Raw genomic sequence first — 13870 nt, 5'->3', positions numbered from 1 at the left:
TTTTCCGTCTTGCTTTTTCATTATTATACTTCATTTCCCCCAGATATGGTAGGGGTTTCTTAGCTCATGTCCCCTAGGATTTCTTTTGGAGCTCTTCTCAAGATGGGACTAGCGGTCACGCTCACTACCAAAGCCAGCAAGAAAAAGCCAAGGAGAAACACTATGCCCATATCTCGAGCTTGGATACTGATATTCAAGCTGGATAGTGTCTTGCTAAACCCATCTACTTCTGCTCCCCCTCCTAGATTGGACGCTTGGGCAGCTTTACTAGCTACTTTAGCCACATCCGTAGTCACGCTTGTTAAAAGGTGATTGCCAATCTGGTAGGCAGTCGCTTGGGCGACAAAGTAGGAGGCGATAAAAGCTGGTACCGCCAGCAAGCTACTTTCTGTCAGAAACTGCCCCAAGATAGTAACTGGCTTTAGCCCAATTGAGAGGAAGATTCCTACTTCCTTGCGACGGGTGTTGACCCAGAGGCTGAGCAAAAGGCTCAGTAAAAGTAAGGAAAAGATCAAACTACCCCAGAAGAGGAGATCTGCCATCCGGTACATCCCAGAGATCGACTGATCTAGAGCGGGATAATTAGACGAACTTTTAAAGAGGCTATAGCTTCCCCAGTCGATCCCCTTGATGCTGGCTAAGTCTTGCAGGACTGCATCTAGGTTTTTATCAGCTTTTACAAAGAAAGTCGCATCTTCATACTGGGCGGTTTCTTCAGTATTCCCATAGAGCTGAGCCGCGGTCTTAAGGTCTGTGATCGCTGTATTTTCATAGAGCTCCTGGGAATAGGTCACAGCTGACTTGTTATGTCCATCAAAGAGCCCTTTAATCGTGACTTCGATCGTTTCTCGGGCACCTTTTTCATTGTCTGCATCGTAAATATTGGAAGCCAGAGTCACTTTGTCCCCCACCTTCCAGCCGTATTTGCTAGCCAAGTCCTTATGAAGGAGAACTTGGTGTTTGTCTCCATCTGTCAAATGTTTTCCCTGAACGAGCTGGTAAGCCCCTGAGACAAACTTGTCTTCCTTAGAAGAGTCATTGACTCCTGTGACCATCATACTACTGCCAAAGCGTTGGGCACGCTCGGGAGTCAGATTTTGCTTGGTCTCTGAAGTCTCAATAAGCTCATAGCCTTTCAAATCGCCAATCGCATTGATTCTTTTGATATAAGAATCGATTGCGGCGTTTTCTGTGATTTTTTGAATGTCTACTCCCTTGATATTCCCAGCACCGCGAGGTGTTCCTGGGTTGACCCGACGGTTGATCTGCATGGAAAAGCTATTCGTGATATTTTTGAAACTTTCCTGTGCAGCCCGGGCTGTCGCCTCTTTGACAGAAAGACCAATCAGACTCAGACTAGCCATCAAGAGAAGGAGACAAAAAATAACGATAGATTTAAAAATCTTTCTGCTGACATATGCAAACGCTCTGTGTAACATAGGCTACCTTTCTATGGAGTATCATTCGTTTCAAGATTAGGGGTCAGCTCTCGGATCTTTTTGTCCTTGAGCTCCAAGATGACATCAGAAGCCTGTGCCACCTCTTGGCTATGCGTCACGACGATGACACACTTTCCCGACTGATGCGCCAAATTCTTCAAAAGATGGACAATTTCCTCTGCCGTCTTGGGGTCGAGGTTTCCCGTTGGCTCATCTGCTAAAATAACTGGGGCTTCTGAGACCAGACTGCGCGCGATGGCCACGCGTTGTTGCTGACCACCGGACAATTGGAGGACATTTCGTTTGATTTGACTTTGATCCAGGCCAAGCTCCAATAAGGTCTCTTTCTGCGCTTTCGGAGAAACCAGACGGATATTTTCCAGCGGGGAAAGATAGTCAATCAAGTTGTACTGTTGAAACACAAGAGAAACATGGTGCTTTCTATGATAGGAATAGCCCTTCTCTCGAATGTCTTCTCCCTCATAGAGCACGGCTCCTTCAACTGGACTATCCAGACCAGCCATGAGGGACAAAAGGGTGGATTTTCCGGAGCCCGACTGGCCGATGATACTGTAAAAAGTCCCTGGTTCAAAGTGGTAATTCAGCCTATAGAGGACGGCTTCGGCCGTATTTTTAAAGCGATAGGTAAGGTTGTCTAACTGTAATAAGGTCATGGTATCTCCTTAACTCATAGATGATAGTATTTCTTTTGGGGATTTTCGGAATAAAAAGACAAAGCAAAGACTCACCGACGAGAATGCCAGAAAAAGAAGGAAAGCATAGGCCTGAGCAAAGACGAGTAAACTAGTCGCAATCCCACTTGTCTGCGCAATCGTCTCCTGTAGACCGACTTGCTCAGTGCCAGCTAATAGAGTCTGTAAGAGGTAAGTAATCCCCACTCTTGCAGTCACAAATGCTGGTAAAAGAGCCCCAAGAGAGAGAATCAAGATTTCCAAACAAAATTGGAGCAAAATCTCTCCCTTATGCTGTCCCAAGGAAAGAAGAATGCCAACTTCGTAGATCCGGTCTCTAAGCCAAAGGGATAGGACCAAGATCAAGCTTCCCGCACCAGCCAGTAAAATGCCGTAGAGAAAGAGCTGCAAGAAGGACTGAAAGGTATCTACAGACTCCTTGACCTGCTCGAAGTGGTGATTGTCCTGCTCCAACTGAAACCCTTTTGCTTCAAGTCCCATCTGCCGTACTTGCTGCAGGATAGAGGACATCTGATCAGGGGATTGGACAAAAAAACGGGCTTTTGAGACAGTTTGTTTCGAGACTCCCAGAAGACGTTGACTACTATCATAGTCAATAAAGACCTGATTTTCACTGAAGTCTGAACTTAGACCTGTGAAGCGTTCTTGCTGTTTCCCAGAGAAAATCCCCACGATCTCAAAGGGGAGTGGCTTTCCCTCTTTGCCATCGATTCCTAGCGATTCTAACTCTAGACGATCTCCTATTTCCAAGTTATTTTTCTGAGCCAGCTCTTGGTGGATGAGGATTTTTTGCTGATCCCCTTTCTGAAGAGATCGCCCCTTCGTCAGCTTGAAGCTTGAGCTGGTAAACCGAGCCTCCCTAGCTGAGTCCATGAGTGCCGTTACTCCCAGTAGATTGCTGGCTTGTCCTTCCAGGTCGTTACGAACGACAGCTTGTTGCCCCGAAACGACCTCCTTATCTCTTAGGTTTGCAAGCATGACAAGCTCTGGAGCTAAGCTCTCGACACCTGAGATACGGCCTACAGACTCTACTTCTGACAGAGAGAAATTCTGATCCTCCCCAAGTTTCTTTAAGAAAAAGGAACTATTGAATGAGCGATAGAGATTTTTTTCCACACTCTGCTTAGAGACCATCAAGGTCAAGCAGGCTGAACTCCCTGCTAATAGAAGAAGAAAAATAGAAAATAAGGTCACACTTCTCCAGCGCTTTCTACGCACATAAGCCCAAGCTCTTTGGATCGGACGCATCTGACACCTCCTTCATTTTGTTTCCTTTATGCTGATAAGATGATTATAAAAAGGAAATATGAAATCTTTATGAAATGAAGAAACATTTTTATCGAAAATTTGAACAGTCCCCATTCCCCCATTCTGATGCATACTCTTTGACCACAAAAAAAGACCACAGCTTCTGCTTGTGGCAGATACTGTAGTCACATTAGCTAATAAACTCCCCAAAGTGGAAGAAACTGGTAGATTGAACCACAATCAGTCGCAGATAGATATAAAACTGCCCTGATACGTCTTCGTTGGAACCATTCGAAACAACACAGCAAGTTAAAATAAGGCAGTGATTTTTGATCCAGTCCGTACACAACTTGTAAAAGGGAACACCGATTCGGTGTTTTTTTTTATTATATGATAAAAAACCACCCCCTATCGATTGGATGGGGGGAATCATACGTCAACAGGATTCTATTATCCTCTTTACAAATCCTGCAAATAAATTTCTATTTGAATTTTGAGCCAGCGCCCTCGTAACTCCTTAGATTGGATTTTCCCATAAAGAAGTTTTCCGGCGTCCATTAGTCGTGAAAAGACAATATTGTCCTTTTGAGGGAGAAAGCCAAGCTTCACGCCGGATGCATTTCGGATTTCGATGGCGTTTTGATCATAAGAATTCGTAACTTCTCGAAAAAAATCCAGGCGGTCCCCAATCTGGATAAAGGGCTCTAACTCTTCTATCCCTTCGATATGGGAAGTTCCTGCAACATGCGTCTCAAAGAGCAAAATATCTTGCTGAAAGGGTTTCGGAATGGCCACTTCTTGCGCTTGGGACAAGCGAACACTCGTCAGTTCTTTCCGATTAACTGGACTAAGTTCTTTCATCTTTTCTCCTTTTGATTACGAGCGTGCTCTCACACATAAAGGCTAATCTCTTTATCATATTGTTGACAAAGTGCCTGGTACTTTTCCAGTTGATCTGTCAACACCGCTAACCTACCTTGACAGGCTTCTTCATCTTCTAGCAAGATTTTGAGGGTATAAGGATAGTCTTTCTTCAAATCAGAAATCTCTTTTGTTAAACTTGCGGTCAACTCTTCTAGTCTTTCTTTTTCCTTCACAAGGAGACTGCCACTTAGCTCCTCACTCGAGTCTCCCATCACTTGAGCAATCACTTGTAAGACCGCCAAGTTTCCATCCTCATAGGCGGTCACAGCCTGATGAAACAAGTCTAACTCCTCTTGGCTTAACTCAGGATGTAAGTCCGGATGAAGCTTTTTAACAATTTTCCGATAAAGACTCTTCAGTTCTCTGGACTCATCCTCCGATAGAACTTCTCGTTGGCTTCTTTCAAGTGCCCAGTTCAGATGGGATAACTGTTCTTTTAGCCGTTCCTGGTATTCTGCCAACTCTAGGTCCAATTGTCCTTCGATTTGTTGCAGATCAATGCTTTCCTGACGGTTCCGCCTCTGAATAAGGAGGGCTAGTTTCCGCTTTAGACGGCGAAATTGACACTCAGCTTGATACACCTGATATTCCAAGCCACCGAACCGCATCAGATAGGCCGTCTCGATAGCTGGACAGACATGATAGAGCAGCTGGTCCCTTTCCAATAAAAGCATCGAAAGCTCAACGCGAAGTTTCTCTATATCCCGCTGAAACTCTTCCTTAGTCTCAAATGGAACGATGTCTCCCATCCTATCCTCCTTTCTTATGACGGACTTTCCCAGATCTTAGACTTTTTTACATGAATAGCCATCTTCGGAAATCAACACCAAAAACCTTTTGCTTCAGCTTTCTAGGCTTTCACGAGCAGAGCGACACACTCAGCGGTTCGGACTTACCGTATCATTTCGTCGCTTTATTTCCTCATTCTACGAGTCCTATACCCGAGGGCACCTTCTCGACCTTCGGTTTCACCTTGTCGCATGGGCAGAACATCTACTTCTACTTGGCTGATGAATCAGCTCGTACAAGCAGTGATACCGCCTCAACATGATGCGTCTGCGGGAAAAGGTCCACAGGCTGCACTTTCTTGAGCTCATAACCTAGTTCCTGATAGAGCTTGATATCCCGCGCCATGGTGGCTGGATTACAGGAGACATACGTGATTTTCTTTGGTTGCATGTCTACACTGGCCTTGATAAAGCTTTCCGTCAGGCCTTTTCTTGGTGGGTCTACGATGATGACATCTGGTCGGATACCTTCCCTACTCCATTTGGCCATGGCCCGTTCGGCAGAGTCAGCGACATAGTGGGCATTTGTAATGCCGTTTCGTTTGGCATTTCTCTTGGCATCCTCGACTGCTTCTGCAATAACTTCCACCCCATAAACGGCTTGAACCTGCTTAGCAAAGGATAGGCCGATAGTCCCTATTCCTGAGTAGGCATCGACGACGATATCCTTAGCCGTCAAATCTGAAAAGGCAATAGCGGTCTGGTAAAGCTTTTCAGCCATGACTGTGTTGACCTGATAGAAAGACTGAGCTGAAATAGCATAGTCATTGCCTAGCATAGTGTCCGTAATGGTCTCCTTGCCATATAAGGTCCGCCAATCCTTCCCAAAAATAGCATTGGTGTTTTGATCATTGATGTTTTGTAGGATAGAGACAACATGAGGAAATTCTGCTTTCACCTGGTCTACCAACTGTTCTATCCGAAACACCTTTGGCCGTGTGGTTACGAAGACCAGCATGATCTCTCCCGAGTAATGCCCACGCCGAACTACCAAATTGCGAATCAAGCCCGTTTGTTCCTTCTCGTCGTAAGGCTTCAGGTCGTACCGTCTCAACAAGTCTCGAACAAATACAAGAAGGCGATCAATTTCCTTCTCTTGAATATAAAAGTCCTCAATCGGCATCAAATCATGCGAATGTTTCCGGAAAAAGCCCGTCTCCAACTGCCCATTGACCCGACGAACTGGGACTGCTGCCTTGTTCCGATAGGCTACGGGATGGTCCATCCCCAGTGTCTCAGCGACTTCTACGTCCACGATTCCAGCGATTTTATAGAGATTATCTTGGATTTGCTTGCGCTTGAAGGTCAGTTGCTCTGCATAGGCTAAATGGCCAAAGTCTGCTATTCCTGTACGGAGATAGGCGGCGTCCAAGTCTGAATTCCGATGCTCTGAGAGCCTGTGATAGACGTCAACTTTACCAAAACCAATCTTTTTGGTGACCTTGAGTACCCGCATGGTGATCACTTCTCCAGGCAGGGCATTTTCGACGAAAAAGACGAGACCATCCACCTTGGCTACACCTTGTCCCTCGTGGGTCAGGTCTACAATTTCTACATCCAGTAAATCATTTTTCTTGATCATATTTTCCTCTTTCATGTAGCAGGCACCATTTGCTTATGAAGTAAGACAAAAAGCGACTTGCGTCGCTTTTAGTATAACATATTTAAGCTTTTTTAGGATACCGTTGAATGCCATTACCTAAGACCTAGCTGGCTTAGCTTATCTCGATACTTGGCAAAATCAATCTCCAAACCGACACCACCATAAGCATCAAATCCTTCTTGGTAATCCCCCTCGCTTGGAATGGTCAAAGACTCAATCCCTCCCCCAGCTGAGAGTAGGGTGCCAGCGCCGTTGGTCAGTAAGAAATCAAAGGGGATGCTAGTAGAAGTCAGTGCGTAGACCTTTCCAATCGCCTCAGCACCCGTAAAGAGCTTGGTCGGATTCTTAACTTGGGTCATAATCGCAGACAAAACTTGCTGTTGCCGCTTCGTTCGGCCAAAATCATTCTCGTCATCATGGCGGAAACGAGCATAATTAAGCAAGGTTCGGCCATTCATTTTTTGCTTCCCTACACGAATGGTTTGAGTCGGAACGACGCCATTTTTAGCGCCTAGATCATCGGGTACATCTACTTCTGTCACTGTCCGTCCATCCACAGTTGCAAATTGAGCATCAATCTCCACTCCCTCAGGAAAAAGCGTATCGATTGCCGTGGCAAAGGTCGAAAAGTCTACCAGAGCATAATGTTTGACGTCGATATCAAAGTTTTCCTTTAAGACTTGACGGAGGTTTTCAGCTCCACTCATCTTGGTATTGCTTGGGTTTTCCTCTGCTTCCAAGGCTCCAGCACTATAGGCGGCATTGAGCTTACTTTCAATTCCTCCCATATTGACCAAGATATCGCGCATAAAGCTGACCATCTTGATCTTCCCATCTTTGTTATTGATATTGACGACCATGATCGAGTCGGTGCGAGTTTCAGCACTGGTCTGTCCGACACGACCATCGGTCCCTACGATCAATAGATTGACGCCATCTCGTGTGTTTTGGCCATTAAAATATTCTGTCTTTGCAGCCTTTGCTTGGGCATCTGTTTTGGCCATATTCAGCCCCCGGAGGAACATAAAAGTCATCCCCGCAATGGTCGCTAGGAGGAGCAATAGGAAACTAATCAAAATACGTTTGACCCAGCGTCGTTTTTTCTTGATTTTTTTCACTCTTTTAGGAGGGCGTCCTCCTCCCTTTCCAGGAGCAATAGGCCGGTGAGAAGTCCTTATCTGCTCATCTATAGGCAGGGCTCTTGAGTTTTTTTGTCTCGCAGAAGAGCTGGAGGATTGGCGTTTGCGATTTTTTCTCGTTTGGGCTTCCCGAGGGTAAAAAGGCAGGCCATCATCCTCAACTGCCTCCCTACTTTGTACAGAGCGAGAAGGGGCTACGGACCTCCGTGAAGCCGATTGAGAACGGGGATCCTGATGGGTTTCTCTTTCTGTGTGAGCAGGCTGACTGACCTTATATTCTAGATAATCGAGCTCTTTTTGCTCTTTCGGTGTCAGGTAGTGTACTCTTTTTCGTAAATAATCGAGTCTTAATTCCTCATGGTGAGAAAGCCGATTCTGTTCATTCGTCATTTCAAGTCCTTCTATCCTACCATGCTGGTGTTCTAATTTTTTCTGTCTCTATTTCACGTCTTCTCTATCTCTATCATTCAAATACATTTGAGAAAACTTCTTACAGGCACTCGTGATGATTTCTTATTGTTCATCCAGCTGGTAAACACAATAGTTCCCTAAAATTTTATACGAAATTCCCAAACTTGTCAATTCTTCTAAGGCATAGGTCACTAAATCCGGCTCGCGATAATCGACATCCACGATAAAAAAGTACTCGCCAAGGACTGTCTTTAAGGGACGGCTCTCGATCTTGGTTAAGTCAATGTCCCGCCAAGCAAAAACGGACATCGCCTTATACAAGGCACCAGGTAAATTATCCGGCAGGGTCAAGGCAAGAGAAAGTTTTCGAGCTTGTTGATGAAGGTTCAGTTCTGGATCTTGCTGACCCAAGACCCAAAAGCGTGTATAATTCTCATCAATCTCCTGGATATCGACTCCTATCGTCTCGAGTCCATACTCACTAGCCGCGGCTTTCGGAGCAATAGCGGCATAAGGTTTATCCGGATGAGCGGCCACAAAGCGAGCTGCATAGGCTGTACTGGCCGTTCCTTCAAAACGAGCAAAGGGAAAATGTTCTTGGATATAGGCTTTTCCCTGAGCAATAGCCTGAGGATGGGAATAGACGACTTCGATCTTCTTCTCGGTATCCGTAGCCAGTAATTGTTGAGCGATGGGTTGGAGAACCTCTGCAACTGCTGGGAGATCTACTTGGTGAAAGAGATAATCCAAACTCTCATGGACGCTCCCTTCAATCGAATTTTCAACAGGAATGACGGCATAAGTGACAGCCTGGTCTTCATAGGCTTTGATGACTTCCGTAATCGTCTGATAAGCGATCAAATCAGCATCTGGAAAAGTTTGTTGGACGACACTATGGGAGAAAGAGCCCTTCGGGCCAAGATAAGCTACATGCATTTGATGATCCTTGCTACTTCTTCTGGACTACGGTGGTCCGTGTTAATAATCAGGTCAGACAATCCTTCATACAGCATCATCCGTCGTTCGTAAATCCCATGAAAGTCCTCTTTTGAATTGTTTAAAAAGAGAGGACGTTGAAAGACCGTATCATGCTCTATCCGATCATATAAAACTTCAAAAGAAGCTGCCAAGAGGACATTATTTTTCCGATTTTGATAGAGCAGTTGACGGTTTTTTTCAGAGATAACGACACCTCCTCCGGTGGAGATGATGACATCGCCTTCAAGCGATAACAACTCTTCTAACAATTCAGACTCAATCTTTCGAAAGGCCGCTTCCCCTTCCTTAGCAAAATAGTCCGTAATACTCATGCCAATCTTCTTTTCAATCAGGAGATCCATATCTAAAAATGTTTCTCCATCACGTTCTAAACAGCTGGCTACAGTGGTTTTTCCTGCCCCCATGAAGCCTAATAGTACTTTTACCATGTTATTCTCCTTTTAAGCGTTTCAAATCGGAAAAGAAGCTTGGATAGCTGGTATTGATGGCCTCTGCTCGGTCCAATTCTACTTCACCTTTTGTAGCTACTTGCGCCGCGATGGCTGCCATCATACCAATACGATGGTCTCCGAAGGTATTGATTTGTGCGCCATGTAGCGGTGTCTTGCCAGTGATGATCATGCCATCTTCCGTCGCTTGAATAGTTGCCCCCATCCGGTTTAAAGAATCTGCGACAACCGTAATTCTGTCCGTTTCCTTCACCTTGAGTTCTTGCGCATCCCGGATCACCGTCTGTCCTTGAGCCTGAGTCGCAAGAAGGGCAATAATCGGTAATTCATCAATCAAACGAGGAATTAGATCTCCACCTATTTCCGTGCCCTTCAAATCAGATGTTTCTACTGTAATAGTCGCAGACTTGCTTACAGGATCCCTATCCGTTATCTCAATCTTCCCACCCATCTGTTGGATAACTTCAAGGATCCCCGTTCGAGTTTCATTGATTCCTACATTTTTTAGGACGATGCTGGAATGGGGCACTACCAAACCGGCTACCAGCCAAAAGGCAGCCGATGAGATATCACCAGGAACGACAACTTCTTGAGCTTTCAGATTCTGTCCACCTCGGATACGGATTTCTAAGCCATCCACTTGAATTTCTCCTCCAAACTGACGAATCATATCTTCCGTATGATTCCTTGTCTGTTCCTTTTCAAGGATGACGGACTCCCCTTCTGCCTGCATGGCTGCAAAGATGAGCGCAGATTTGACCTGGGCAGAAGCTACTGGTAATCGGTAGTGAATTGGTTTTAGTTGGGGATTTCCAGTGATGGTCAACGGAGGCAAATCACGTTCCGTTTGCCCCGAAATAGTCACTCCCATTTCTCGAAGGGGTATCGTCACCCGGTCCATCGGACGCTTCGACAAGCTATCATCCCCAAACATGGTCGCTGAAAAATCTTGTCCTGCTAATAGACCCGAAATCAGACGGATGGAGGTTCCTGAGTTGCCCATATCGAGCTTGTTCTGAGGAGCTTTGAAACCCTGAAATCCGACTCCATGGATTTTCACGATTTCTCCATCATCTTCAATGGCAACTCCTAAATCACGGAAGACTTGCATGGTAGATAGAACATCCTCTCCTCGCAAGATTCCACGCACGACGGTCTCTCCTTGTGCCAAACTTCCAAATATAATGGAACGATGACTGATGGATTTATCCCCAGGAACCTGTATTTCTCCCTGGAGACCACGACTATTTGTTTCTATTTTCATCCTATTTCCTTTTTTCTATTTTATTCCCTGATCCATGACAGGTTCTGACTAGCTTTTGATCCCAACATTGTCACGCTTCACCATGCCCCTATCACTTAGACAGACACTGGTTTGCAAGATTCTATTGTACATCAAAGAAGGATCCGCTTCCTCGTGAGACATGTTTATCTCCTTTTGGCTTGGAGCAAGCGCTGGTAAGAGGGGGCAACAAAGAGGATACTGAGCAGGCCTATCAAGGCAAGTAAGGCATTTAACCAAAAAACATAGACAATATCGAGTTTAGCCAATACCCCAGTTAGATAAGGGATGACCATGACCGAAATGGAAGTCGATAACGAATAAAAGCTGGTGTTGAGCCCCCTTTGACTGGAGAAGAAATCCAGCATCACGACTAGTCCCAATTGCCATATACCACCTGCCGCAAAGAAACCAACCGCGAAAGTTGCGAGCATCACTGTCCAAAAGGACGGCAGAAGGATCATGGTCACCAGCGCTAGCCCTGTAAGTGTGAGACAGATAATCATCCACCGCATAACCGGCATCCCCCGGGAAATCAAGAAGGAGGTCACAAAGACCGATATCAGAGAAAAGAAGCTATAATAGCTCACAAAGATATTGGCCTTACTCTCACTCATCCCGAGCAGCTGTTCCCCAAAGAGAGGAATCGATGTAATAAAAATATTAAAGAGGGAAACTGATACAAAGGAAAAAATCAAAAGGGCTGCCCCTTCTTTTCTCATTTGTCCTTTCGGTAGCATCGTTTTTTTCTGTCCTTGGGAACTGCTCTTTTGAATATCCTTCTCTTGGTCCATCCTTTGTTTGTCTATTCTTTCAGGGAAAGGTTGTCCCATCAAAAAGAGGAGGTTAAGAAGCAAACAAATCGTTGGAATGGCAAATACCCAAATCATGGGAATATCGTACTGCATCACGATCGATAAGACAAAGGGAAAGACCATCTGACCGATGGAGATAAAGGCTTTGTTGAGTATACTCAAGGCCTGGTTGCGCTCTCCGTTCTGAAAAGCTTCCATCACAATCGGGTAGGTGCTGGTATCCAAAAAGGCGTTCCCAAACCCTCCAAAAATGGCAACAAGACAGGCAAGCTGGTAAGTCGGTGATAGAAACAGTCCGACATAAAAGACGACATAGGACAAAACGCCGATATACATGGCGAGCCTTCGTCCAAAGTGATCAGAAAGCCATCCTGAAAAGGTCAAGCTCATGATCCGACCCAGCCCAATGGCCGCAAGAACAATATAGAGTTGCTCGATAGAGGTGTGCCATTGTTGTAAAAAATAAGTCTTATTTTGTGAAATAATAATGGCCGCGATCCCTTGAAAAACGTAGTTTAGGTAAAGACCAAATACTGTAAATAAATAGGGATTTCTTTGTTTCATCTTGCAACCTTTCCGGTATTCTTTTCTGAGAAATTGTACCACATCTATGAGATTTCCTCAATCCTTATCCTAAAATAAGCTGGTCATCCGTCAGGGTATGACCACTATTTTTCTGGAAGAGTTGGAGCAGATCTTCTACGGTCAGTTTCTCCTTTTCCTCTCCCTTGATATCCACCACTATTTTTCCTTGGTAGAGCATCACCAGACGATTCCCATAGCGAATCGCGTGGTTCATATCATGCGTAATCATAAGGGTTGTTAGTTCATGGCGTTCCACGATTCGTTGGGTGAGCTCCATCACCATCTCACTGGTTTTTGGGTCTAGCGCAGCTGTATGCTCATCCAATAATAACAACTGAGGCTTCACTAAGGCTGCCATGACCAAGGCCAAGGCCTGACGTTGCCCACCAGATAAGAATTGCGTGTCTACTTTCATCCGGTTTTCTAATCCTAAATTTAACTCTGCAAGAGCCTCTTTAAAGTCTTTCCGATCTTTTTCACTGACGCCCCATTTGAGACTCCGTTTTTTCCCGCGACGAGCGGCAATGGCCATATTTTCCTCAATGGACAAGCGAGAAGCTGTCCCCATCTTTGGATCCTGAAAGACACGCGCAATATCTTTAGAGCGTTTGCGAACAGAAGACTTACTGATCGAGTTTCCCTGAAGGAGGATATCTCCTTGGTCTACCTGTAGAGAGCCGGACAATACATTCATCAAAGTGGATTTCCCAGCCCCATTTCCTCCGATGACGGAGATAAAATCGCCCTCTTCTACATCTAAGGACAAGCCTTTCAGCACATGGTTTTCATTGACCGTTCCCACTTCAAATGTTTTATGAATCTCTTGAATTGATAATAAGGTTGACATATTCTACCCTTTCTATTACTTGCTTAATTTGAGGCCACGAACCTTCAGTTTCTTTTGGACTTCTGGTGCGAACAAGACCAGGGCCAGCAAGATGGCGTTGAAGAGGCGAACCAGGCTCTGATCTAAATGAGGGATTTCATAGATATTTAAAATAATCAGTCGATACACAATTGCTCCTACCCCAATCGATAGCAAGCGCCATCCAATGGTCAGGTCGTGAATCAGCACCTCAGCAATGATAACCGCACTGAGTCCCACAACGATGGTCCCTGTTCCCGAAGTCACATCCGCAAATCCATCACTTTGTGCAAACAAGGCCCCACAAAGAGCAATCAGTCCATTTGAGATCATGTAGCCGAAAATCTTCATATTGTCGACATTCACACCATTTGCTTCGCTCATAGGAATATTATCCCCCGTAGAGCGTAAGACCAGACCGATTTGCGTCTTCATAAGAAGGGTCAAGAGGACACAAATGATGATCAAAAAGGCTAGACCCAGTCCAAAGACTGCCTGTTCCCGTGAGAGACCAAAGTGCGTTAAACTACTAATCACAGTGGCCGCATCACCGTAGGGGGAGAGTTAGGGGAACCAGACATGATCACAATATTAATAGAGTATAATCCTG

At 45.3% G+C, this 13870-nt stretch carries 12 protein-coding genes and 1 pseudogene; all 13 read right to left on the bottom strand.

What is annotated here, in order from left to right; genetic code table 11:
* Positions 1-59: 59 nt before the first annotated feature.
* On the bottom strand, positions 60-1439 hold the full coding sequence (locus tag STRDD13_RS00995) for an ABC transporter permease (protein ID WP_067100691.1): 1380 nt from the start codon (positions 1437-1439) through the stop codon (positions 60-62).
* An 11-nt stretch (positions 1440-1450) separates the two neighbouring features.
* On the bottom strand, positions 1451-2113 hold the full coding sequence (locus STRDD13_RS00990) for an ABC transporter ATP-binding protein (protein WP_067100688.1): 663 nt from the start codon (positions 2111-2113) through the stop codon (positions 1451-1453).
* 9 nt (positions 2114-2122) lie between these two features.
* On the bottom strand, positions 2123-3400 hold the full coding sequence (locus tag STRDD13_RS00985; RefSeq protein ID WP_067100685.1) for an ABC transporter permease: 1278 nt from the start codon (positions 3398-3400) through the stop codon (positions 2123-2125).
* A gap of 459 nt (positions 3401-3859) precedes the next feature.
* Positions 3860-4261 carry an HIRAN domain-containing protein gene (locus tag STRDD13_RS00980; protein ID WP_067100682.1) on the bottom strand — a complete coding sequence of 134 codons (402 nt, stop codon included), beginning with the start codon at positions 4259-4261 and terminating at the stop codon, positions 3860-3862.
* Positions 4262-4290: 29 nt separating this feature from the next.
* Positions 4291-5073 (bottom strand): J domain-containing protein, encoded by a 783-nt coding sequence (locus STRDD13_RS00975; protein WP_067100679.1) that lies wholly within the window; start codon positions 5071-5073, stop codon positions 4291-4293.
* 250 nt (positions 5074-5323) lie between these two features.
* Positions 5324-6694 (bottom strand): 23S rRNA (uracil(1939)-C(5))-methyltransferase RlmD, encoded by a 1371-nt coding sequence (gene rlmD / locus STRDD13_RS00970; RefSeq protein ID WP_067100676.1) that lies wholly within the window; start codon positions 6692-6694, stop codon positions 5324-5326.
* A gap of 113 nt (positions 6695-6807) precedes the next feature.
* Complete coding sequence (locus STRDD13_RS00965; protein WP_067100674.1) at positions 6808-8244, bottom strand: LCP family protein; 1437 nt, start codon at positions 8242-8244, stop codon at positions 6808-6810.
* Between the two features lie 123 nt (positions 8245-8367).
* On the bottom strand, positions 8368-9201 hold the full coding sequence (gene pheA / locus STRDD13_RS00960) for a prephenate dehydratase (protein WP_067100671.1): 834 nt from the start codon (positions 9199-9201) through the stop codon (positions 8368-8370).
* Positions 9192-9692, bottom strand: a complete 501-nt coding sequence (locus STRDD13_RS00955; RefSeq protein WP_067100668.1) for a shikimate kinase — start codon at positions 9690-9692, stop codon at positions 9192-9194. The genes pheA and STRDD13_RS00955 overlap by 10 nt, the downstream gene beginning before the upstream one ends.
* 1 nt (position 9693) lies before the next feature.
* Positions 9694-10977 carry a 3-phosphoshikimate 1-carboxyvinyltransferase gene (gene aroA / locus STRDD13_RS00950; RefSeq protein ID WP_067100666.1) on the bottom strand — a complete coding sequence of 428 codons (1284 nt, stop codon included), beginning with the start codon at positions 10975-10977 and terminating at the stop codon, positions 9694-9696.
* 164 nt (positions 10978-11141) lie between these two features.
* Positions 11142-12374, bottom strand: a complete 1233-nt coding sequence (locus STRDD13_RS00945) for an MFS transporter (RefSeq protein WP_067100663.1) — start codon at positions 12372-12374, stop codon at positions 11142-11144.
* A gap of 64 nt (positions 12375-12438) precedes the next feature.
* Entirely contained in the window at positions 12439-13242 is an 804-nt protein-coding gene (locus STRDD13_RS00940; protein WP_067100660.1) for an ABC transporter ATP-binding protein, read from the bottom strand.
* Between the two features lie 15 nt (positions 13243-13257).
* Positions 13258-13870: pseudogene (locus STRDD13_RS00935) on the bottom strand (ABC transporter permease subunit); the annotation flags it as partial.

It is taken from the genome of Streptococcus sp. DD13 (assembly GCF_001578875.1).
In the GTDB taxonomy this organism is placed as follows: domain Bacteria; phylum Bacillota; class Bacilli; order Lactobacillales; family Streptococcaceae; genus Streptococcus.
The sequence above is the reverse complement of the archived record's forward strand: the minus strand, read 5'-3'. Positions and strand labels throughout refer to the sequence as shown.